We start from the raw sequence: 22,737 nt of genomic DNA, 5'->3' as shown, positions 1-22,737 counted from the left end.
GTTGAAATGATCGTCCGGAGCAAGTTACCGCCGAGGAGGCGGGTGCGCAGCATGAGGGAGATCACAACGGAGGGGCGCCGCGGCCCTGTTGCACGGGCAGACATCCTCCTGCCCGGCCGGCCAGGGGTGCCGAGGCGTTCCGGGCCTTCGCGGCACGGCCGACGCGGCCAACCCGTCCGCCCAGTCCGACCCGAGCGGTCCGTCCCGGGCGTGCGTCCCGCGCGTGCGACCCGTTCCGTCCCGATCGAACGGCGCGGACTTTTTCGGCCATCCGCTCGGGCGGCTCCTCAATGAAGCGAAGGGGTCGCCCATGCCCGGCGGGGCGGGGATTTCCGAAGAAGAGGGGTGGTCGAAATCAAGCCATGCCTTCTACGATGTCGACGTGCATATGTCTGCGGGGCCGGCCCGGCGCGCCAACGGCGTCAGGGCATCGACGCGGCCTCTGTCCCGGCAAGGACGCGTTCGACCCGAGTGGACCCACCTTCCAGCGCTTGTTCCGCACTCTGCGAGATTTTCGCTGGAGATATACGGGATATACCGCTATAGCCGGTGATGTTTGGTGACTGCATCTTGTTTCTTGTCAAGCGGGAAGAGTTACGTGATCATGGCTCGATGAACATCCTCATCATTGGTGGCTCGGTATTTCTGGGGCGGGCTTTCGTCCACGAGGCAGTCGAACGCGGACATTCCGTCACGGTTTTCAACCGGGGAAAGTCCGGTCCTGACATGGCGGGAACGAAGAGCATCCATGGCGATCGGGAGAATGCCGCCGATCTGGAGGCACTTGCCGCCGCGGGGCCCTGGGACGCGGTCATCGACACCAGCGGATTCCACCCGCGCACGGTGGGACGGTCGGCTCGCGCGCTGAGCGGCAGGGCCGGCACCTATCTGTTCGTCTCGTCCTTCCACGTCTACGATCCTTGGCCCGCGGGTCCGGTGGACGAGAGCTCGGAACGCCTTCCCTGCCCGCCGGACGCCGCCGTCGAGGACGTGCCCGGCAACGCGCTGAAGGCGGGGTGCGAGCGGGCGGTCGAGGAGTACTTCGACGGCGAGGTGTGCATCCTCAACCCCGGTCTCATCGTCGGGCCCCGCGAGACGCCGGGGCGTCTGCTCTGGTGGCTGGAGCGCATGGCCCGCGGCGGCGAGGTCCTCGCGCCCGGCCGGGCGGAGCAGACGATTCAGCTCATCGACGCCAGGGACATCGCGGAGTTCGGCCTCGACCTGCTCCAGACGGGAGCCGCCGGGCGATACCTGGTGACCGGTCCGAAGGACACGACGACCCTCGGCGAACTGCTCGAAGAGTGCGCACGGGTGACGGGCGCGGGGGCGACCACCGTCTGGGCTCCCGAGGACTTCCTGGTGGAGCAGGGCCTGGGCCCCTGGGTCGAGCTTCCTTTCTGGGCGCTGGAACAGCCCGCCATGGCCGGGGCCTGGGCGGCCTCTCCCGCGAAGGCCGTCGCCGCCGGACTGCGCTGCCGTCCGCTCTCCCAGACCGTCGCCGACACCTGGGAGTGGTTGCGCGAGCGCGGCCCGGCCGACGCCCCCTACCGCCAGGGCGACGCGGTGATCGGGGTCGACCCGGACAAGGAGCGCGAGGTGCTGCGCGCATGGCGGGCGAAGGCGAGCGGCTGATGACGGCAGAGGGCGCCGATTCCCCGCGCGACCTGTACACATGGTTCGCCGACTCGGTGCGTGACCACGGCGACCGGGTGGCCCTGGAGACAGACGCCGACTGCCTGACGTACCGGGAACTGGCCGCGCTGGCCGATGCTCTGGCCGCGGAGATCCTCACGGCGTGCGGCGGCAGCGTCCCGCGCCGGGTGGGGCTGACGACGACGCCGGGCCTGTTGACATACGCGGGCTATCTTGCCGTGCTGCGCCTGGGCGCCACCGTCGTACCGCTCAATGCGGCCTTTCCGGCGGCGCGGATCGCATCCATCACCCGGGCCGCGGGCCTCGACCTCTATCTGGCCGACCGGCTGCCCGAACCGGAGGGGCCGGACGTCACCGTCCTGTGTCTCTCCGAGGACCTCCTGGCCCGTTTGCGCGAAGGTGTGGCGGCGGATCTCCCACCCCGAGCCGCGGTGCTCCCCGAGGACTTCGCATACCTGCTGTTCACCTCCGGATCCACCGGCGCGCCGAAGGGCGTTCCGGTGACGCATCGCAACATCGACGCCTTTCTGCGCTACGTCATCGAGCGTTACGAGCTGGGGCCGGGCTGCCGGATGGCCCAGAACATCGGCCTGGCCTTCGACCCTTCCGTCTTCGAATTGTTCGGCGCCTGGGGGTCGGGGGCCGCTCTCGTCGTCCCGCCCAGACGGGAACTGGCCAAGCCGGCCGCGTTCGTGGGCCGCGAGGAGATCACGCACTGGTTCTCCGTGCCGTCCGTGATCACGATGGCCCATCTGACCGGAAACCTGGCCCCCGATTCGATGCCGTCCCTGCGCTGGAGCCTGTTCGGCGGTGAGCAGTTGACGGTGCAGCAGGCCACGGCATGGCGGGCCGCCGCGCCGCAGAGCACGCTGGAGAACCTGTACGGGCCGACCGAGGTGACCATCGTCTGCACGCAGTACAGACTGCCCGAACGGGTGGAGGAGTGGCCGCGCACGGCCAACGGCACCCTTCCCATCGGCCCGGTCTACCCCCATCTCGACCACCGCGTCGTGGACGCCGAGGGCAGGCCGGCCGACGAGGGCGAACTGTGCGTGCGCGGAGTGCAGCGGTTCGCCGGATACCTCGACGAGAACGACAACCGGGGGCGCTTCCTGGACGATGCGGGGCGCCCGGCCGAGCCGGCAGCCGGACGCCACGTCCCGGGAGAGAAGGACTGGTACCGCACCGGCGACCTGGTGCAGGTGCTCGACGGCGGAGTCCTGGTGCACCTGGGGCGGATCGACCAACAGGTCAAGATCATGGGCCAGCGCGTGGAGATCGGCGAGACCGAAGCCGTACTGCGGGAGCAGGACGGCATCGGCCAGGCCGCCGTCGTGGCCGTGCGCGGTGAGGACGGGCGGATGCGGCTCGAGGCCGCGTACACCGGCCCGCCCAGGTCGGCGGCGCGGCTGCGTGAGGCGCTCTCCGAACGGCTGCCCCGCTACATGGTGCCGCAGAAGTTCACACACCTCGCCGAGTTGCCCATGAACCACAACGGCAAGCTGGACCGCCGGGTCCTGACGGAACAGCTCACGGCGGCCGGGGGCTGACCCCGCCGGACGTCGAAAGGCCGGTGGGCTCCTCGAAGGGAGGGGCCCACCGGCCTTTCGTTCGCGGTACGCGGCGGAGCTAGGCGCCCAGCAGTGTGTCCAGCGTCTTCCAGAGCAGCGGCCAGTTCTCGGTGAAGTACATGTGGCCGCCCGGCACATCGAGCACCGTGGCGTCATGGGAGGTGTACTGCCCCCAGCGGGCGGCGTCCTCGTACCGCACCAGCGCGTCGTCGGTTCCTCGCAGGACGCTCACCGGCATCGTCAGCGAAGCCCCCGGCACGTGGACGTAGCCGTCCTGGATCTCCAGATCGGCACGGAGCGCGGGCAGGAGCAACTCCCGCAACTCCGGCTCGTGCCACGCCTCGTGGTCGTACCCCACGAGATCGCGCAGCCTGGCGACGAAGGCGTCGTCGTCGAGGAGGGCGCCGTCCATCCGCGGGCGGGCGACGTCGGGTGCTGCCGCGCCGCTGACCACGACGTGTACCGGCGGCGGTGCCCCGTCGGCCGCGAGCAGCCGGACCGTCTCATAGGCGAGCAGCGCGCCGAAGCTGTGCCCGAAGACGGCGTAGGGGCCCGTCCCGGCCGCGTCACGGATCTGATCGGCGCAGACGCGAGCGGCGTCCGCCATGGTCGTGCACGGTTCCTCCACGAACCATTCGTCCCGGCCCGGCAGTTGGATCGGAACGACGCGGAAGGGCAGATCGGGCTGGTGCTGCCAGGGCCGGAAGACCCCGGCCCCGCCTCCGGCGTAGGGCAGGCACATCACGGAGAGCGTCATCGTTGACTCCACAAGAGCGCGGGAGAAGGGAGGGACACCGGCGCTGGGGCCGGGTCCCGTCGGATCGGTGACCGGCCCCCGGTGGACGGCCCGCCGGATCCGGGGGCGGTGCGAAGAGCCGTCATCGGCCTCTCCGGTCTGCCCAGCGAGCCAGCGCCTGGGCGCGCCGGGCGCCACGCTCGGTACCCGGTTGTCCCTCAGGGGCCGGGCGTTGTGCCGGGCCGGCCCGGTGTCCGGGCGCCTCCAGTTCTTCCAGGAAGCCGGCCAGGCCGCGCAGCGTGGTGTGCCGGAAGAGGTCGGCGGCGTGCAGGGCCGGATGGCGGGACCGCAACAGGGCCAGGACCCGTAGGATTCCGGAGGACGTGCCGCCCAGCTCGAAGAAGGTGGCGCGCGCGTCGGTGACCGGGCCGCCCAGGACCTGCTCCCAGACCTCGCGGATGGCTCCGGCGGCCGTTCCGGACAGCACGGGCGCGGCTGCCTCGGCCGCCGCGGTGCTTTCCGCGACCCAACGCGCGAGGACCTGCCGGTCGAGCTTGCCGTTGGGGGAGCGCGGCAGGTCGGACACGGAGTGCCAGGCGGTGGGCAGCATGGCGCCGGTCAGCCAGTGGGCCGTGGCGGCGCGCAGTTCGGCCGCCGCCGCGCTCGCCAGGGGGTGGGGATCGGGAGCCGCACCGGGATCGTCCTCGCGTACGAGGAAGGCGACCACGCCGGTGCCGTCCGGCAGCGGGGCGACGGCCGCGTCGCGGATCGCCGGCTGCTTGCGCAGCGTGGTCTCGATCTCCCCGATTTCGATGCGCTGCCCGAGCACCTTGACCTGCTGGTCGGCCCGGTGAAGGTACTTCAGGCCCGAGCCGGGGGTGAAGGACACCACGTCGCCGCTGAGATAGCAGGTGATGCCGCCGGACCCGGGCAGCGGCGGGAAGCGCTCGGCCGTCAGGTCCGGCCGCCGCCAGTATCCGTCGCCCACCCCGGTCCCGGAGATGAGCAGATCGCCGGGGCAGCCCGGCGGCAGGTCGCGGCCGTGGGGGTCCACCACGTGGCAGCGCACACCCGGCAGGGGCAGGCCGATGTGGACCGGGGCGCCGGAGGAGACCCTCCACAGCGTGGTGTACACGGTCGCCTCGGTCGGCCCGTATCCGTTCAGGACGGGACCGGGGACCAGCTCGGCCAGATCGGCTGCTAGGTCGGCGGCCAGCGGTTCGCCACCGACCAGCAGGGCGCCGAGCCGGGAGAGGAACGCCCGGCCCTGGGGGGAGGCGGTGTGCAGCCGGGCCGCCGACGGAGTGCACTGGTAGAAGGCGCCCCCGGGGTCGGGAACGTCGTCGACGACCGTGCGGTGGCTCGTCAGGTGCAGCGTCCGACCGCACGTCAGGGGCCAGACCAGTTCGATGAGACTGATGTCGAAGGAGCAACTGGTGCCCGCCAGAACCACGCTCGGCCCGCCGACGAACTCCATGTCGAACGCGGCGAACAGGGCACCCAGGTTGTCGTGGCGAACGACGGCGCCCTTGGGCCGGCCGGTGGAGCCGGAGGTGTACATGACGTAGGCGGGGGCGTCGGCGGCCACCTCTGGCCAGGACTCCGGTTCCGGAGCGCTGGAGCCGGGCGCGAGCGTCGGCAGGTCCGGCAGCAGGGGAGTGGTGGCGATCAACGCGGTGGGCTCCGCATCCTGGAGGACGTAGCGCAGTCGCTCGGCGGGATGGTCGGGGTCCAGGGGTACGTACGCCGCGCCGGCCCACCACACCGCCAGGATCGCCACCACCAGGTCCGGCGAGCGGTCGAGGTGGATGCCGACGCGGTCGCCGGGGCGCACCCCCGTCTCCATCAGGGCGGCGGCCAGTCCGCGGGCGTGGGTGGTCAGCTCGGTGTAGTCCAGCTCCTGGCCGTCGGCGCGCACGGAGGGGGCCCGCGGGGTGCGCGCCGCCTGCTCCTGGACGAGACGGTGCACCGGTGCGGGCGTGGGGGTGAGGGCAGGGCCGGTCAGCGCCGTGAGCTCGGTCCGCTCGGCCGGGGTGAGGAGGGGGTGCTCGGTCAGCAGGGGCGAACCGGTCCCGGTCAGGGCTTCCAGGGCCGCGACGAGGTGGTGCAGGAACCGGTCCGCGGTACGGGAGTCGAGGGCGTCGCGCGGGTGGGCGACCACCAGGTGCTCGCCGCCGGCGGGCGAGTGCAGCAGGGTCACGCTCAGGTCGTACTCGACCTGGTCGGAGTGGGGCGGGTCCATGCGCCAGAGCGTCCCCGTCGAGTCCACCGTCTCGGTGTAGAGCTCTCCTTGGGTGCACATCAGCTGGGTGAAGGGCTTGCGGGCCGGGTGCCGGGGCGCGCCCGTCGCGGCCAGGATGTCCTCCAGGGGCAACTCCGCGTGCTCGACCGCGTCGAAGAGCGCGTCCAAGGTGCGGTCGAGCAGGTCCGTGGTGGTGGCGCCGGCCAACGGGACACGGATGGGAATGGTGTTCTGTAGACAGCCCACGACGGCGACGCCCTGCGTGTCGCGCTCGGCCCCGCTGACCGTGGCGATCACCACGTCATCGGTGCCGCCGTACCAGCCCGCGACCCAGGCCAGCGCACTCATCACCTGGGTGAACGGACTCGCCCCGGTCTCGGTCGCGTGCCGGCGCATCCGGTCCACGAGGTCGGGGGACAGCTCCGTGGTGACCTCGGCACGGTCGCGGTCCGCGCCCGGTACGAGCTGCGGGAGGGTGCAGTCCTCGGGGGCGTCCTTGAGCGTGGTCGTCCAGAAATGGTGCAGGGCGTCGAGACGTTGGGGGGACGGCGCGCCCTGGGGCAGCTCGGCCGCGGCGAGCTCCTCCGACCCGAGGCCGTGCGCCGTCGTCAGCGAGGACAGCAGAGCCGTGGCGGAACCGTCGTCGAAGATGCCGTGATGCACGGCGAAGAGCAGGTGCGCCCGGTCGGCCCGGTGCAGGACGGCGATGCGGCACAACGGCGCCCCGTCGTGGTCGAAGGGCGTGCCGAGCGTGTCCAGATGACGCGTCAAGGCGTCGTGTGCCGCTTCCTCGCCCTCCGGAAGGGCGTGCACGGTGAGGGGAACCGCGGACGGCGGGTGAACACGCTGGACCAGGCCTTCAGGCTCCATGTGCAGGGAGACGCGCAGGGCCGGCTGGGCGTGGAGTACCGCGCGCACGGCGGTGAGCAGACGCTCGGCGTTCACCGTGCCGGAGACGGTCAGGCGATGCACGATGGCGGGTCGTGGCTGCTGCATGTCGAGTACGAAGAAACGGAGCTGGCCGGGGGTCGCGATTCTCTGCATTCAGCGTCCTTTTCGGTCGACCTTAACCCGCGCTTGTAATGACCCGGGTGTTGTGCGGCGATTATCTGAAGTCGCCGGATGGTAGGCGGGTCCGAAGTCGAGCGTCAAGGTGGTGTGTAGTTCCGCGTCCCGTTCTGGGGGGATATCGGAGCGTCTCAAATGGTGGACCTTATTAGCATTCGAAGGGCCTCATAGGGGCCCGCAGCGGTGCGCTGCGGGAATATCGGACTTGCGGAGTGACTCGGATCACACTGTGCTTCTGACGTCTGGTCGCATCCCCACGGAATTTCGGACTTTTGCGCCTAACTCATGGCGTCGGAACCCTCTAAATACTGTTGACACACGAAGAAGATCATGATGAAGATGATCATCTTCGTGGTGCGGTTCGGTAGACCGCAGAAATCTTCGCAACTATCAGTGAGTGAGTTTCTGTGTCGGTTGAAGAAGTGTCCGAGAATGTCACGGAAGGCGCTGAGGAGCGCAAAACAGCGAGCGGAATCGACGCTCTCTGGAAGGAAATACTCGGCGGCGACGCCGATGTGGAGTCCGGGTTCATAGCCAACGGCGGCGACTCCCTCATGGCGGTGCTGCTCGCAGATCGCGTATTCGCGAGCACCGGCCGCGAAATCGACTACCTCGAGATCCTGGACGCGCCCGACTCGGCCACGCTCGCGCGGATCGTGCTCGCCGCCGACCGTGACCGGTGACGCCCCGGTGACGGTGGAGAGCCGCGATCGGCCGGCCACGGAGGAAGGCCGGCCGATCGCGGAGGCGGTGCCCCTCACGCCCGGCCGGACGGACCTGGAGGCAGCGCCCCTCACGCCCGGCCGGACGGACCTGGAGGCAGTGCCCCTCACGCCCGGCCAGACGGACCTGTACGCGGCCGACCGCAGCGCCGAAGACCCGGCGACCTACAACGCCTCACTCTTCCTGCGCGTCGAGGGCGCCCTCGACGAGGCGGTCCTTCGTACCCGATTCGCCGCGCTGCTGGCCGCCCAACCCCTTTTGGGCGCACGGGTGTCGGATCTCGATGGCCGGCTCGTCCTGGCACCGGGCCATCGCCCACCCCGGCTCTTCGTCACCGACGCCCCGGTCGATCCGGACGGGCCGCTCGCCCGGGCACGTCTGCGCCGCGAGGCCCTGCGCCCGTTCGACCTCGACCACGGCCCGCTGTTACGCGTCGTACTCGTGCGGCACACCTCCACCACCGCGCACCTGTGCCTGACGGCCCATCACCTCGTGGTGGACGAGGCGTCCATGGCCCTGCTCGCACAGGGGCTGCTCTCCGACACACCGGCCCCTCCGGCCGAGTCCTTCGCCACCTGGTCGAAAGCGCAACAGCAGCTTCTGCCCGAGCGCCGCGAGCGTGCTGCCGCCCTCGCCCAGGAGCTCGCCCCCAGAGTCTCCGCCTCCTTGGAGTGGGGCCGTACCCCCGCGGCCGACCCCGTCGCCGCAGGGACCTCCGACGCGGTGCCGCTGCGGATCCCCGACGCGGTGTGGGACGCCGCGGGCGACCTGGCGACCACGCTCGGCATCACCCGGCACTCCCTGGTGATCGCCGCCGCCGGACTGGTCCTGAGTCGCAACAGCTCCACCGAGCGGCCCGTGATCGGAACCTCCGTCTCCCGCCGTACTCCACGGCACGGGGCCGCCATCGGATACTTCAGCGCCACCGTGCCGGTACCCCTGGACACCGGCGGCACCGGGTCGGCCGCCGACTACCTGAAGCAGACGCACCGCCGGGCCATGGCCGCGTACCGGGACGCCGACCTGCCGTTGTCGTCCGTCCTGCCCCCCGCCGACCGGGCCGGCCTCTCCCTGGTGGTCGTACCCTGCCGGACCCTGCCGGACATCGTCACGCCTGAGCTCACGGCACATCCGCTGCCCGACCCCGGCTTCGGGCCGGCCCAGTTCCCCCTCGCCCTCTATCTGCGGCAGGACCTGCCGGGCGAGCAGCGGGGACTGCTGCGCCACCGGGCGGCCGAAGTGGACGCCGTGGCCGCCACCCTCTTCTGCCACCAACTGGAGGCCGTCGTCACCGACATGGTCGAGAACCCGAGCACCCCCCTCGCCCGCCTGGCCGTCCTTCCCGCCGCGGACCGCGGTGCCCAGGGCGGACCCGCCCCCGCCGACCCGGCCCCCGCGGCCGGGAGCGACCTCGTCTCGCAGTTCACGGAGCAGGCCACCCGACTGCCCGGCAACATCGCCGTCAGCTGCGCCCAACAGAGGCTTACCTACCGGGAGTTGGACGAACGCGCCACCGCACTCGCCCAGTCCCTCATCGAGCGCGGTGTCCGGGCCGGAGAGCGGGTGGGCGTCTGTCTGCAACGCGGCACCGACCTGGTCACCGCCCTCCTCGGAGTCCTCAAGGCGGGCGCCGCGTATGTCCCGCTCGACCCGGACTACCCACGCGAGCGGCTGGCGTTCATCACCGAGGACACCGGCCTCTCCACCGTCGTGACCGACCGCGGGCCGGGGCTGTTGCCGGCCCATCTGACCCTGCTGCCGGCCGGCACCGTTCCCTCCGACGCCGACACCCCGTTGCCGGGACCGGACCCGGAGCGCGTGGCGTACGTCATCCACACCTCGGGCTCCACCGGCACCCCGAAGGGGGTCCTGGTGCGGCACCGCAACGTCTCCGCCCTGCTGGCCGCGACGGCCGGTCCCGACGGGTTCGGCCTCGGCGAACAGGACGTGTGGACCCTCTTCCACTCCTTCGCCTTCGACTTCTCCGTCTGGGAGATCTGGGGCTGCCTGCTGACCGGCGGCCATCTGGTGGTCGTACCGCACTGGACGGCCCGCGACCCGGAGAGCTTCCACGCCCTGCTCGTCGCCGAAGGCGTCACCGTGCTCAACCAGACCCCCTCCGCCTTCGCCCAGCTCCTTGCCGCGGACGCCACCGCGCGGGACCCGCTCCAGGTCCGGCTGTTGATATTCGGCGGCGAACCGCTGGACGCGCGGATGCTCCTGTCCTGGATGGACCGCTACCCGGAGCACACCTGCCGGCCGGTCAACATGTACGGCATCACCGAGACCACCGTGCACTGCACATGGCGGTCCCTGACCCGGGCCGACGCCCTCGCGGGCACCCGTTCCGTGGGACGCCCCCTGCCGGGGTGGCGGCTGTACGTACTGGACGCCCAGGGCCGGCCGGTCGCCCCCGGCGTGCCCGGCGAAATCCACGTGGCCGGCAGCGGCGTCACCGCCGGCTACCTCAACCGGCCGGAACTGAACGCCGACCGTTTCCTGACGGGCCCCTTCGACGGCCTGTCGGAAAGCGTCCTCTACCGGTCCGGGGACCGGGGCCGGATGCTGCCCGGGGGTGAGATCGAGCACCTGGGGCGACTCGACGACCAGGTCAAGATCCGCGGTCACCGCATCGAGCTCGGCGAGATCCGCGAGGCGATCCTGTCGCACCCCGCCGTCGCCGGCGCGGCAGCGGTCGTACGCGACGCCCATGACGCGGCCACCGCACGGATCGACGCCTACCTCGTCCCCGCCGGCGTCGCGCCCGATCCCGCGGAACTGCGCCAATGGCTCGCCGGCCGGCTCCCCGCGCACATGCTCCCCGCGACCTTCACCGCGGTCGCGGCGCTCCCGCTGACCGTGAACGGCAAGCTCGACACGGCCCGGCTGCCCGAACCCGCGCGCGGCCGCGAAGCCGCCCCGCCGACGGGAGCCGCCGGCACCGGCCCGGATGCGCGGGAGGAGACCCCCGGCACCGCGGAGCCGCACGACGCCGCGGCCCAACTGGCGGCCGTGTGGCAGGAGTTGCTCGGTGTCCCGGTGGGGCGTGACGACAACTTCTTCGAGCTCGGCGGCAACTCGCTGCTCGCGGTGCGGCTCAACGCCCTCCAGCGATCCAACGGCTTCCCGGGCTCCCAGCTCAAGCTCATTTTCCGGAACCCGACCCCGCGCCGCCTCGCGGCCGTCATGGGCCGGCCCGCAAACGGACCCACCCCCCAGGAGGAAGCATGAGCGAGTACCAGGATCCTGGCACGGCGCCGCAGGAGACGGACGCCGTCGCCGTCGTCGGCATGGCCCTTCGGGTACCCGGCAGCGCGGACCCCGAGTCCTTCTGGGAGAAGATCGTCGACGGCGTCGTCTCCCTCCCGGCGGCCACCGCACCAGGCGGCACGCTGCGGGCGGGACAGATCGACCGGTTCGACCGGTTCGACGCCGAGCTGTTCGGCATGCTGCCCGCCCAGGCGGCGGCCACCGACCCGCAGCACCGGGTCCTGACCGAAGTGGCGTGGCAGGCCCTGGAGGACGCCGGTGTCGACCCCGCGCGTACGCCGGGCCGCGTCGCGGTGTTCGTCGGCTGCGGCACCGAGGCGTACTACCGCGACCACGTCCTGAAGGACGAGAAGACCGTCCGGGCGCTTGGCGCCGAACAGTTGGCGCTCGGCAACTCGCGCGACTTCCTCGCCACCGGCCTGGCCTACCGGCTCGGTCTCACCGGTCCTGCCGTGACCGTGCAGACCGCGTGCTCCACCTCCCTGGTCGCCGTCCACCAGGCGATCCGCAGCCTCCTGACGTACGAATGCGACATCGCCATCGCCGGCGGAGCCACCGTGCACCCCGACGCCGAGCCGTCCTACGAGTTCACCGAAGGCGGCATCACCTCGCCCGACGGCCGCTGCCGCGCCTTCACCGAAGGCAGCGCGGGGACCGCGCCCTCCAGCGGGGCGGGCATCGTGGTGCTGCGCCGGGCCGCCGATCTGCCCGGCACGGGGGAGAGCGCCCGTGCGCACCTGGTGGGCAGCGCCGTCAACAACGACGGCGTCGCCCGGATGAGCTTCACCGCACCCAGCCCCCAGGGGCAGGCGGACGTCCTGCGCGAGGCCCTGGCCACCGCCGGCCTTGAGCCCGCGGACGTCGGCTACGTCGAGACGCACGGCACCGGCACGGTCCTCGGGGACCAGGTCGAACTCGCCGCCCTCGCCGAGGTGTACGGACAGCGGCCCTCGGGAGCGGGCCTGGCCCTGGGCTCCGTGAAGCCGAACATCGGCCACTGCGACACGGCGGCCGGCGTCATCGGCCTGATCAAGGCGGTGCTGGCCCTCGAGGCAGGCGTGCTGCCCCCCACCCCGGCACAACCGGGCGACGGCCCGGACGCGGACCTCGGTGCCGCGGACTTCGAGCTGCCCCGACACGCCCGCCCATGGCCCGCCGACCGGCCCCGTAACGCCGGCGTCAGCTCGTTCGGGCTCGGCGGCACCAACTGCCATGTGCTGCTCTCCGCGGCTCCCCGCCCCAGCGGCGGACAACCGGCCGAGCAGGCGCAGCCGCACCTGGCCGTGGTGTCCGCGGCCACCCCCGAAGCGCTCCGGGCCAAGGCCCGCGACCTGGCCGCATGGCTCGCGGACCGCACCGCGGACCCGTCGGTCGGCGAGCTCACCGCCACCCTGTGGCACCACCGCCGGGCGCTGCCCCAACGGTGGGCGGCCGCGCTGCCCGAAGACCCCGTACAGGCACGCGAACACCTGCTGACCGCCCTGACCACGCTGGCCGAGAACGGCGGCGGCCGTCGCGCCGAACCCGCGCCGTCGCTCGCCGCCGTGCTGCCCGGCCAGGGCGTCGATCTCGCCGGCGCGGGGGCCCAACTCGCCGATAGCGACGCGGAGTTCGCCGACGATCTGGCCGAGCTGGCCGCCGAGGTCCTTCGCGCCGGCGGACCGGATCTGAGCGACGCGCGGAGCTGGCCCTCGGACGACGCCCGCCTGCTCGACACCGCCGTCATCCAGCCCCTGCTCTTCACCCTGGGCCTGGCCGGACTGCGCCACGCCGCGCGGCACGGTCTGAAGCCGGGACTGCTGCTCGGGCACAGCCTCGGGGAACTCACCGCGGCCACCTACGCGGGCGTCTTCTCCGTGGCCGACGCGGCAGCCGCCGTCGTGCGACGCGGGCGACTCATGGCCGCGGCGGCGCCCGGCAAGATGACCGCTGTGCGCGCCGGGGAGGACACCGCCCTACGGCTCGCGGCCGGCCTGGAGGTCGACGTGTGCGTCCTCAACGGGCCGCAGAACACCGTGTGCGGCGGCCCCGAAGCGGCTCTGGCCGCCTTCGAGGAGCGTTGTGAACAGGCCGGGATCCGCGCCACGCGGCTGCCGGTCACCCGGGCCGGCCACTCACGCGCGATGGCCGGCGCCGCCGAGGAGTTCGAGGCGTTCGTCGCCACCCTGAAGCTGTCGGCGCCCGCCCTCCCCATCGTCTCCGGCCTCACCGGTGCGCTGCTCACCGCGTCCCAGGCGGTCGATCCGGCCCACTGGGGACGCCAGTTGAGCAACCCGGTGCGCTTCGCGGACGCGGTCGTCACGCTCCTCGAATCCGGGCCGGACACCGTCCTCGGCCTGCACCGCGCCCACGCGGCCACCGCCGAGGTCCGTCGGGCGGCCCTCGCCGCGCAGCGCGAGGTCCTCGTCGTCGACGCGGCCGGCCACCACGGCCACGACGAGGTGGCCGACTGGCGCGACGCTCTGGCGGCGCTCTGGACCGCGGGCCACTCCCTCGCGGGGCCCGCGCGGCCCGCACGCGCCGTGCGGCTGCCGTCCTACCCCTTCGCCGACGATCGTCACTGGGTGGAAGCCCCCTCGTCCCCCACCCCCGCGTTCGCGGCGCCGGCCACCGCCGCCGCCGCGCCCGCGGCGGAACTCACCACCGTGGACCAGGACCAGGACCCGGCAGCCGATGCGGAACCCGCCGCGGAGGTGTCGACGGCGGACGCCGTCCGCGCCCTGTGGCAGGAGGCGTTCGGCGTGCCCGCGCTCCGTCCCGACGACAACTTCTTCGACCTGGGCGGTACTTCACTGCACGCCGCCCACCTGGTCAGTGTCGTCAACGACGCGCTCGTCGTGGAAATCCGACTCCAAGACCTCTACCAGAACTCCTCGCTCGCCGCGTTCACCGCCCGGACCGAGGAACTCGTCGCACAGCGCGACGAGGACGCCTTGTTGCGGCTGTTGGAGGAGATCGAGAACGAGAACGGGCAGAACACCCATGAGTGACCTCTCCGCGCGCCTCGACGCGCTGACCCCGCAACAGCGACGCCAGCTCAGCGCGGGCCTGCGGGCCCAGCGCCGCGAACAGCTGAAGGGTCCGGCGGAACTCCCCGACCACCTGCGCCGCAGCCTCTACTTCTTCGCCAGCGCCGACCACGCCGACGCCTCGGCCTACTACGCGTTCGTCCTGGAAGCAGCAGCCGCCGCCGATGCGGCGGGCCAGCACGCCGTCTGGTTCCCCGAGCGGCACTTCGTCGACTTCGGCGGCTTCTCGCCCAACCCCGCCGTGCTGGCCGCCGCGGTGGCCGCCCGGACCCGCACCATCGGCATCCGCGCGGGCAGCGTGGCCGCGCCGCTGCACCACGCGGCCCGGGTGGCCGAGGACTGGGCCGTCGTGGACGGCCTGTCCGGCGGTCGTGTCGGACTCTCCTTCGGGAGCGGCTGGCACCCGGACGACTTCGCCCTGGCCCGTACCGACTACACGGACCGGCGCGACGTCACCGTCCGCACCATCGAGGACATCCGCGCCCTGTGGCGCGGCGAGACCCTGCCGTATCCGTCCACCGCGGGCACCATCACCCAGGTCTCCACCCGGCCAAGGCCCGTCCAGGCCGAGCTGCCGGTCTGGCTCACCGCCACCGGCACACCCCAGACCTTCGTCGCCGCGGCCACGGCCGGATACGGAGTCGCGACCGCCCTCCTGGGGCAGACGCTGCCCGCCCTGCGCGACAACATCGCCCGCTATCGCCAGGCCTGGCAGGACGCCGGGCACCCCGGCGAGGGCGATGTCGTGGTCATGGCGCACGCGTATGTCAGCGACCGCCCGGACCTCGAGGAGTTCCTGCGTCCCGCCATGCACTCCTACCTGCGCTCCTTCCGCAAGCAGACGGGGGACGGTGACGAACTCGTACTCCTGGAGAACGCCTACCTGGACTTCCTCACCGGGCCTTCGCTGCTCGGCAGCCCGGCCAAGGCGCGGAGCGTCCTGGCCGAACTGGCCGCGGCAGGCGCCGACGAAGTGGGCTGCCTGATCGACTTCGGGCTTCCCGCCGCCGACGTACTGGAGGCGCTTCCCGCCCTGTTCGATCTCGGCGTCCTGGCCTCGGAGCGGTCCGCATGAGCGCGCCGGCCGACCAGCAGCTGAGTGCCCGGCTGGCCAAGCTCAGCCCCGCCCAGCGCGCGGCGCTCGCCGAACGCCTCGCCGCCCGCAAGGGGCCGGCCCTGCGCCCCAGGCCCGGGCCGCGCGACCGGTTCCCCCTCGGCATGGACCAGGAGCGGCTGTGGATCCTCGATCAGCTCAACCCGGGGACCACCACCTACACCCTCGGCTACGGGCTGCGCGTGCTCGGAGCCTTCGACCGGTCCCTCTTCAGCCGCGCCGCGGACAACCTGGTGAGCCGTCACGAGCTGCTGCGCTCCGGCGCCGAGGCGCAGGACGGACACCCCTACCTGCGGGTGCACCCCGACCGGCGCGCGGATCTCACGTACACCGACCTGACGGCCGGTGACACCGCCGAGGTGTCCGCCGAAGAGGTCGAGAGGCGCCGGCAGGAGTTCATCGCCGCACAGGTCCGCCGTCCCTTCGACCTGGCCGCCGACCCGGTACTGCGCCTGGCGGTCGCCAAGGTGGCCGAGAACGACCACCAGGTCGTCGAGACCATGCCGCACTCCTTCGTCGACCAGTGGTCGTACGTGCGGCTGAACGAGGAACTCCTGGAGCACTACCGGGCGTTGGCCGAAGACCGGCCGCCGCGCGTGCCCGAGATGCCGGTGCAGTTCGGCGACTGGTCGCACTGGCAGCGCGAGCGGTTCGCCGGACCGCACGGCGCCCGCCACCGGGAGTTCTGGCGCACCTTCCTCGACGGCGTCCCCCAACGGCTCGCCCTGCCCTACGACCACAGCCCCGACACCGTCGACCACACCGGCGAGCACCACAACTTCATGCTCAACGGCGCCGTCGCCGAAGCCTTCTTCCGGCACGCACGGGAAGCCAGGACCACCCCCGCCACGGCGATGACCGCCGTGTACGCGGCGCTCCTGTACGAGCGCACCGGTCAGCGCGACCTGGTCATCGGCATCCCCACGTCCACCAGGAACGAGCCGGAGTCGCAGCCCCTGATCGGGTTCCTGCTGACCAGCATCCCGCTGCGGATCCGGCTCCCCGAGAACCCGACGCCCAAGGACGTGCTCGCGGCGGCCGCCGCCGCGGCCGCCGCCGTCGCCGACCACCGCGAAGTGCCCTTCGGGGAGATCGTGGAGGCCGCCGCCCCGGACCGGTCCGCCACCCGTTACCCGCTGTTGCAGACCATGCTGGTGCAGCTCGACATCGACGACTCGCAGACCCTGGAACTCCCGGGCGCCGAGGTGTACGCCAACGCCGTACCCGAAGGCATCTCCACCATGGACCTGACGACCGCCTGGTGGCGCGTCGGGGAGATCGTCTACGGGCGCATCGAATACCGGACGGCGCTGTTCGAGCACACCACGATCGCCGCGATGGCGGACCGTCTGCTGCAACTCATCCAGCTGTTCGCGGAGCGGCCCGACGAGCCGCTGCGACGGCCCGCTCCGACCCTGCCCGTACCGCCCGTGGCCCTGCTCGGCGCCGGGACGGGGAGCAGGGCCACGGGCGGGGAACCGCTGTGCGCCGACACCCTGGACCGTGTCACCGCGGCCTGGCGCAGTGTTCTCGACGTCGAACAGGTCGAGCCCGACGCGGTGTTCTTCACCAGCGGGGGCACCTCGCTCCTCGCCGTCCGGCTCGCCCACCGGCTGCGCCGCGACGGTTTCACCGTCACCCTGAAGGACGTCTTCACCCACCCCACTCCGGCCGGACTCGCCGCCGTCCTCGGCAGCGACCGGGGTGCCCCGGCCGAGCGGACGCCGGTGCCACCGGTCGGGCCGCTCGGGCCGGAGCAGGAGATGCTGCTCAGCCGCGGCCTGACGCGCGTCGAGGACTTCTCCCACAGCCACCTGCTGACCGCCGACGGCCCCCTGGACCCCGAACGTCTGCGCCGCGCGGCCCAGGCAGTGGTACGGGCGCACCCCACCCTCACCACCGCCGTGCGGCCCGACGACGCCCTCGGCGCCCGGCTCGTACCGGGAACGGACTGGTACTGGTCCGCCGAGCCCGCCGGCACCGGACCGGAGCGGGTGCGAAAGGCCCAGCGGGCGAGTTTCGACCGGAGCTGTGGCCGCCTGTTCGCCGTCAGCCACCTTCCCGGGCTGCCCGGCGAGGCCGACCGCGTCGTGCTCAGCGCGAGCCACCTGGTCATCGACGGCATGTCCTGGGCCGTCGTCATCGACGACCTGGCCGCCGCCTACCGGGGCGAGCCGCTCGCCGCGGAGAAGGTCGGACATGCCGAACACGCCGCCGCCATCAGGGCCTTGGACCCGGCCGCGCACGCCGCGTACTGGCGGGCGCAACTGGACGGTGCGGGCCGCTACCGCTGGCGCTCGGACGGCCCCAACACCTATGCCGACGAGCAGTCGTTCGAGGTGTCGGTGCCCCTGGGAGCGGACGGGAACGGGTCGCTCCAGGCGGCCGCGCTGACCGCCGTCGCCCGCGCGGTGCGGCCCTGGGCGCCGAGTGAGCAGCCCTCGGTCTGGCTGATCGGCCTGGGGCGTGATCCGCTGGCCGCGCTGCCCGACTGGGACCCGGACCGGGCCGTCGGCTTCTACTCGGCCGCCCACCCCTTCCGGGTGCCGCTGGCCGGCGGCACGTTCCTCGACGACCTGCGCGCCACGCTCACGGGGCTGCGCGCCATCCCGGACTCCGGCAAGACCTTCGGGCTGCTGGCCTGCGCCGCCGACCCCGCCCTGCGCGCGGAGTTCGCCGGCCACGAGGGACCGCGGGTGATCGTGAACCACCTGGGCGAACTGGCCGACCCGGTCAGCGGTTCGGCCGGCCCCTTCATCGCCTCGGCCCAGACCGCGACCGCCGGCAACGCGGACGTGGAACGCGAAGTGGACGTGGACGTGTCGGTCGGCGTGCGGGACGGCCACGTCGTCATGCGCTGGCTCTTCAACCCCGCGGCCGTGGACGCGACCGCGGTCCGCGAGGCCGCCGACACGGCCGCCGCGGAGCTGCGCGCCCTGTTCGAGCGTCCGCACGGCTCCCCGCACGACGACAGCGTCCGGGAGACAACAGGAGTGACGGGAGTGACTGAGGAATCCATGGAACGTCTCTTCGCGAGGCTCAGCCGCGAACGCCTCGAGCGCCAGGGAGAGCAAGCATGACCGACACCACGGCCGCTCCGGACCGGGCCGGGGCCACCCGGCGCCGGGGCCCGCTCGTCGCCCTGCTGACGGCTCAGTACCTGTCGGCCTTCGGCAACGCCATCACCATCGTCACGATCCCGCTGTACGTCCTTCAGACCACCGGATCGACCGCCACCACCGGCCTCGCGGGATTCATCGGCGCCCTGCCGTTGATCTTCGCGGGCGCGGCCGGCGGAGTCCTGGTGGACCGGTTCGGCGGACGCAGACTGAGCGTGCTGTCCGATCTCTCGGCGGGCGTCCTGGTGCTGCTCGTACCGCTCCTGGCCGCCACCGCAGGACTGCCCCTGCCGCTGCTCCTCGTGCTGCTCTTCGCCCGGACGGTGGTGGCGACCCCCGCCACCGCTGCCCGCATGGCGCTGCTCAAGCCCGTCATCGAGGGCGCCGGGGCGCGGCTGGAGAGCGCGAACTCCTGGTACCAGGCGGCCCCCCGCCTCGGCCTGGTGGCCGGTGCCCCGCTCGCCGGAGTGCTGATCGCGGCGACCGACTCGGTCGTCGGCATGTACGTCGACGCCGCGACCTTCCTCATCGCCGCCGGCCTCGTCGCCTTCGCCGTGCCCCTCGCCCCTTCCCGCAAGACCGCAAGCGGTGAACAAGGTGCCGCGGCGGCGGACGGCCCGGGTTTCTTCGGGCAGTTGCGCGAAGGCATGGCACTGGTGAAGACCATGCCGGTGATCGGCGCGATGACGGCCTTCGTCGTGGTCACCAACTTCCTCGACGACGCCTTCACCCCGCTCTTCCTGCCGACCTACGCCGAGACCGTGCTGCACGACAGCGCCGCGATGGGATGGTTCCTCGGAGCCGTCGGCATCGGCGCGATCGCGGGGACCTTCCTGTACGGGCCCGCCAGCCGCAGCTTCCTGTCGAACCGTCGGTACACCCTGTTCGGCTGCTTCGCCGCGGTGTCCGTGCTCCGTCTGATGCTCTACTTCGAGCCCAACGCCATCGGCGTGACGGTGATCTGCTTCCTGGTCGGCGTGGCCGGCGGCCCGCTCAACCCGATGCTCTCGACCGTCATGCTCGAACGCGTCCCCGAGGAGCTGCGCGGCAGGGTCTTCGGTCTCACGGGCGCCATGGCCCTCACCTCCGCCCCCCTCGGCGTCCTGACGGCCGGATGGCTGGTGGATCTGGCCGGACTGCGCGTGCCGATGCTCTGCTTCGCCCTCGTCTACCTCGTCCTGATCGCCGTCAGCTGGCGTCGGCCCGGCCTGCGCGCGATGGACGAGCCGGTGGACGGCGGCACCGCCCGCGCCGCCGAGGCCGACGAGAAGCCCGTGCTGCACACGGGCCCCGACACACCGAACGAGGAGGTGGCCACCCGATGACCGCGACCCCCTCGACGGTCGGCGTCCTCGAAGGCCGCACCGCGGTGATCACCGGTGCCGCACGGGGTGCCGGGCGGGCCACCGCCATCGCCTTCGCGGCCCAGGGCGCGGATCTGGTCCTCCTCGACGTCACGGCGCCGGTGCCCGGCGTCCCCTACCCGTTGGGTTCCGAGAGCCAGCTCGCCCACACCGCCGACGCCTGCCGCCGCCATGGCGCGGACGTCCTCACCGCGGCCGTCGACGTCCGCGACCTGGCAGGCCTCACCGACCTGCGCCAGCGGGCCCACGACCGCTTCGGGGCGCCCCATGTCCTCGTCAACAACGCCGGCATCGTCGCTCCCTCCGGACGGCCGGTGCACGAGACGGACGAAGAGGACTGGCAGCTCATGATCGACGTCGATCTCGGCGGGGCCTGGCGTGCCATCAAGGTGTTCGCACCGGCCATGGTGGAACGCCGCTCAGGGGCGATCGTCAACATCGCTTCCACCGCGGGGCTCGTCGGCTACCGCAACTTCGCCGGCTACGTCGCGGCCAAGCACGGCCTGGTCGGTCTGACCAAGGCCGCCGCGCTCGACTACGCCTCGTACGGCGTGCGGGTCAACGCGGTGTGCCCCGGCAACATCCGCGACGAGCGGGCCATGGACGGCCGCATGCTCTCCGAGGTGGCCAGAGCACTCGACGTCCCCCAGGCCGGGCACGAGCAGTTGTTCGTCGCCGACCACCCGATGAACGCGCTGATCGAGCCCGACGACGTGGCCGCGGCCGCGCTCTGGCTCGCCGGCGACGCCTCACGGCACGTCACGGGCACCACCCTGACCGTCGACGCGGGGTATTCGGTCCGATGACGCCCACCGACACCTCCCCGGCCGCGCCGCCCGCGTGGCGCCCCGCCTCCGCGACGGAACGTCAGTTCTGGTTCGCCGAGCGCATCGCCTCCGGCTCGCCCGCCTGGCGGGTGCTGAGCACCGTACGTCTGGAAGGGGTTACGGACCGGACCACGCTCGTGGCGGCCGCCGCGCGGGTGGTCGCCCGTCACCCCGCCCTGCGGTCGGTCTTCACCCCGGCCGCGGGCCAGTTGCGGTGCACCACCGTGGCTCCCGCCGAACCGCCGCTGCTGATGCTCCCGCCGGGCGCCGACTTCGCGGCGGCGGCCCGCGAGATGGCCGCGAGCGACCTCCTCGACCCGGCCGCCGGCCACCACGTCGTCCTCGGTCTCAGCGAGGACCCGGACGGCGGAGCCGCCTCGACGCTCTACGTCCTGACCCACCACCTCGTGTACGACGGGCTGTCCCACGAGGTGTTCACCGCCGACCTGGCCCGCGCGTACGCCCGGGTCGTGGCGGGAGAACCCGAACCCGCTCCGCTCGCACTAACACCGGCGCCGCGACCGGCCCGCCCCGCCGAATTCACCGCGTACTGGAAGGAGGCGCTCGACGGCGCCCCTGACCTGCCGGGCGCGGACGACGGCCCGACCCAGCGGGAACTCGCCCGCGCCACACCGCGCTTCCACGCCGTCCCCTTCCCCGACGGCGTCGGGGATGCGACCCGCGAAGCGGCCCGCCGCCTGGCCTGCCCGCCCTTCGCGGTGCTGCTCACCGCCTACGCCCAGGCCCTGTACGACCTGTGCGGAGCCGAGGACTTCTGCATCGGCACCCCGGTCTCCACCCGCACTCCCGACCTCGCGGACGCGATCGGCTGCCTGCTGACCACCCTGCCGGTACGGATACGGCGGCCCGCGGAGCCCGACGCGTGCGAGCGCGTCTGGAAGACGTTCACCGACGGTCTCGTCCACATGGACCTGCCGCAGGACGACGTGCTGCGTGCGGCACGCACCCGCCCCGGGCGCCGACTGCCGCTGTACCAGGCGCTGTTCGCGTATGAGAGCTGGCAGCGGCCCGAGCACCTGGCCGGCCCGCTGCGCATGCGCAGTGAGCCCGTGACGCCGCTCGGCGTACAGGCCGAGATCCAGTTCCAGCTGAACGAGCTGCCCGGCCAACGCCTGGAGGGACTGCTCCAGGCTCCCGAAGGCGGCATCTGGGCGGCACGTCTGGAGCGGCTTTCGGACGCCGTCCGCGACCGGCTCACTCTCTTGACCGGGGCAGGAGGGCGGCCCAACGACCCAGGACCGCCCCGTTCCGTATCCCTGACCAATTCCGAGGAGAACTTCCGATGACACGAGTGATGTGTCTGCCGTACGCCGGAGCGGGCGCCGGGGTCTACCGCCCCTGGAAGGCGTTGTCCACAGAACGGGCTCGCGCCGTACCCATCCAACTGCCGGGCCGCGAAGAGGAGTTCTCCGCGCCGCACTACGCCTCCTTCGCCGAGTGCATCACCGATGTCACCCGGCGGGTGACGGAAGCCGCCGACGGGGAACCCTTCGCGATCTTCGGCCACAGCTTCGGCGGCCTGATCGGCTTCGAGACCGCCCGACGCCTGTACGAGACCGGTGGGCCGCTGCCCGAGCGGCTGATCGTCAGCGGAACGCGCAGCCCCCGCCACCGCGGCTACACCGCCCTCAGCGACGACGACGACGAAGCCGTCATGACGCTGAAGCAGGACAGCGTGCGCGGCTTCGAGGCACTCGACCACCCCGAGCTGCGCGCCCTGCTCCTGCCGACGCTGCGCTCCGACGCGCTGCTCCTGAAGCAGTACGACGACTACCGGCCCAAGATGCTCGACCCGCTGCCGATCCCCCTCACCGCGATGCGCGGCGCCTCGGACACCGTGGCCACCTCCGACGGGGTCGCCGACTGGAAGACCTTCACCACCCAGGACTTCGCCGAAGTGGAGATGCCCGGCGGCCACCTCTATCTGCTGGACCACATGCCGGACGTGTGGCGCGTCATCGAGGAGCAGCTGTGACCCTGGCCCCTCCGCCCCCGCTCGC

13 protein-coding genes are annotated in these 22,737 nt (G+C 72.4%); 11 read left to right on the top strand and 2 right to left on the bottom strand.

Annotated elements, in window-relative coordinates:
- Positions 1-552 precede the first annotated feature (552 nt).
- Both DWB77_RS06050 and DWB77_RS06045 read left to right on the top strand, forming a co-directional pair.
- Positions 553-1,632: an NAD-dependent epimerase/dehydratase family protein gene (locus DWB77_RS06050; RefSeq protein ID WP_342777922.1), complete on the top strand. Its 1,080-nt coding sequence runs from the start codon at positions 553-555 to the stop codon at positions 1,630-1,632.
- On the top strand, positions 1,608-3,203 hold the full coding sequence (locus tag DWB77_RS06045) for an amino acid adenylation domain-containing protein (protein WP_246033426.1): 1,596 nt from the start codon (positions 1,608-1,610) through the stop codon (positions 3,201-3,203). The genes DWB77_RS06050 and DWB77_RS06045 overlap by 25 nt, the downstream gene beginning before the upstream one ends.
- A gap of 79 nt (positions 3,204-3,282) precedes the next feature.
- Here the strand turns inward: DWB77_RS06045 and DWB77_RS06040 are convergent, their stop codons facing one another.
- Positions 3,283-3,981 (bottom strand): thioesterase II family protein, encoded by a 699-nt coding sequence (locus tag DWB77_RS06040; RefSeq protein WP_120720255.1) that lies wholly within the window; start codon positions 3,979-3,981, stop codon positions 3,283-3,285.
- 121 nt (positions 3,982-4,102) lie between these two features.
- Positions 4,103-7,246, bottom strand: coding sequence for a non-ribosomal peptide synthetase (locus tag DWB77_RS06035; protein ID WP_120720254.1), 3,144 nt, complete (start codon positions 7,244-7,246; stop codon positions 4,103-4,105).
- Between the two features lie 446 nt (positions 7,247-7,692).
- Here DWB77_RS06035 and DWB77_RS06030 point away from each other — a divergent pair, with 446 nt between their 5' ends.
- From DWB77_RS06030 to DWB77_RS05990, 9 genes are read left to right on the top strand one after another with little or no spacing between them, the layout of a single operon-like run.
- Positions 7,693-7,953, top strand: coding sequence for a hypothetical protein (locus tag DWB77_RS06030; protein ID WP_120720253.1), 261 nt, complete (start codon positions 7,693-7,695; stop codon positions 7,951-7,953).
- Positions 7,943-11,224, top strand: coding sequence for a non-ribosomal peptide synthetase (locus DWB77_RS06025; protein WP_120720252.1), 3,282 nt, complete (start codon positions 7,943-7,945; stop codon positions 11,222-11,224). The genes DWB77_RS06030 and DWB77_RS06025 overlap by 11 nt, the downstream gene beginning before the upstream one ends.
- Positions 11,221-14,253 (top strand): type I polyketide synthase, encoded by a 3,033-nt coding sequence (locus DWB77_RS06020; RefSeq protein ID WP_120720251.1) that lies wholly within the window; start codon positions 11,221-11,223, stop codon positions 14,251-14,253. Before DWB77_RS06025 ends, DWB77_RS06020 begins: the two co-directional genes overlap by 4 nt.
- Positions 14,246-15,367, top strand: a complete 1,122-nt coding sequence (locus tag DWB77_RS06015; protein ID WP_120720250.1) for a MupA/Atu3671 family FMN-dependent luciferase-like monooxygenase — start codon at positions 14,246-14,248, stop codon at positions 15,365-15,367. Before DWB77_RS06020 ends, DWB77_RS06015 begins: the two co-directional genes overlap by 8 nt.
- Complete coding sequence (locus DWB77_RS06010) at positions 15,364-18,486, top strand: condensation domain-containing protein (protein ID WP_120720249.1); 3,123 nt, start codon at positions 15,364-15,366, stop codon at positions 18,484-18,486. The genes DWB77_RS06015 and DWB77_RS06010 overlap by 4 nt, the downstream gene beginning before the upstream one ends.
- Positions 18,483-19,850: an MFS transporter gene (locus tag DWB77_RS06005; RefSeq protein ID WP_120720248.1), complete on the top strand. Its 1,368-nt coding sequence runs from the start codon at positions 18,483-18,485 to the stop codon at positions 19,848-19,850. Before DWB77_RS06010 ends, DWB77_RS06005 begins: the two co-directional genes overlap by 4 nt.
- A complete protein-coding gene (locus DWB77_RS06000) occupies positions 19,847-20,695 on the top strand; it encodes an SDR family oxidoreductase (RefSeq protein WP_120720247.1) in 849 nt (282 codons plus the stop codon). Before DWB77_RS06005 ends, DWB77_RS06000 begins: the two co-directional genes overlap by 4 nt.
- Entirely contained in the window at positions 20,692-22,023 is a 1,332-nt protein-coding gene (locus tag DWB77_RS05995) for a condensation domain-containing protein (protein ID WP_120720246.1), read from the top strand. Before DWB77_RS06000 ends, DWB77_RS05995 begins: the two co-directional genes overlap by 4 nt.
- Entirely contained in the window at positions 22,020-22,712 is a 693-nt protein-coding gene (locus DWB77_RS05990; protein WP_120720245.1) for a thioesterase II family protein, read from the top strand. Before DWB77_RS05995 ends, DWB77_RS05990 begins: the two co-directional genes overlap by 4 nt.
- Positions 22,713-22,737 lie beyond the last annotated feature (25 nt).

Origin of the sequence: Streptomyces hundungensis, assembly GCF_003627815.1 — a bacterium.
Lineage (GTDB): Bacteria > Actinomycetota > Actinomycetes > Streptomycetales > Streptomycetaceae > Streptomyces > Streptomyces hundungensis_A.
Note: the sequence above shows the minus strand (reverse complement) of the source record. Positions and strands in the feature narration are given on the sequence as shown.

Coding starts and splice junctions, on each gene's coding strand:
- DWB77_RS06050 (WP_342777922.1), top strand. CDS start 553: ATGTTTGGTGACTGCATCTTGTTTCTTGTCAAGCGGGAAGAGTTACGT.
- DWB77_RS06005 (WP_120720248.1), top strand. CDS start 18,483: ATGACCGACACCACGGCCGCTCCGGACCGGGCCGGGGCCACCCGGCGC.
- DWB77_RS05995 (WP_120720246.1), top strand. CDS start 20,692: ATGACGCCCACCGACACCTCCCCGGCCGCGCCGCCCGCGTGGCGCCCC.
- DWB77_RS05990 (WP_120720245.1), top strand. CDS start 22,020: ATGACACGAGTGATGTGTCTGCCGTACGCCGGAGCGGGCGCCGGGGTC.
- DWB77_RS06010 (WP_120720249.1), top strand. CDS start 15,364: ATGAGCGCGCCGGCCGACCAGCAGCTGAGTGCCCGGCTGGCCAAGCTC.
- DWB77_RS06000 (WP_120720247.1), top strand. CDS start 19,847: ATGACCGCGACCCCCTCGACGGTCGGCGTCCTCGAAGGCCGCACCGCG.
- DWB77_RS06015 (WP_120720250.1), top strand. CDS start 14,246: ATGAGTGACCTCTCCGCGCGCCTCGACGCGCTGACCCCGCAACAGCGA.
- DWB77_RS06035 (WP_120720254.1), bottom strand. CDS start 7,246: ATGCAGAGAATCGCGACCCCCGGCCAGCTCCGTTTCTTCGTACTCGAC.
- DWB77_RS06045 (WP_246033426.1), top strand. CDS start 1,608: ATGGCGGGCGAAGGCGAGCGGCTGATGACGGCAGAGGGCGCCGATTCC.
- DWB77_RS06020 (WP_120720251.1), top strand. CDS start 11,221: ATGAGCGAGTACCAGGATCCTGGCACGGCGCCGCAGGAGACGGACGCC.
- DWB77_RS06040 (WP_120720255.1), bottom strand. CDS start 3,981: ATGACGCTCTCCGTGATGTGCCTGCCCTACGCCGGAGGCGGGGCCGGG.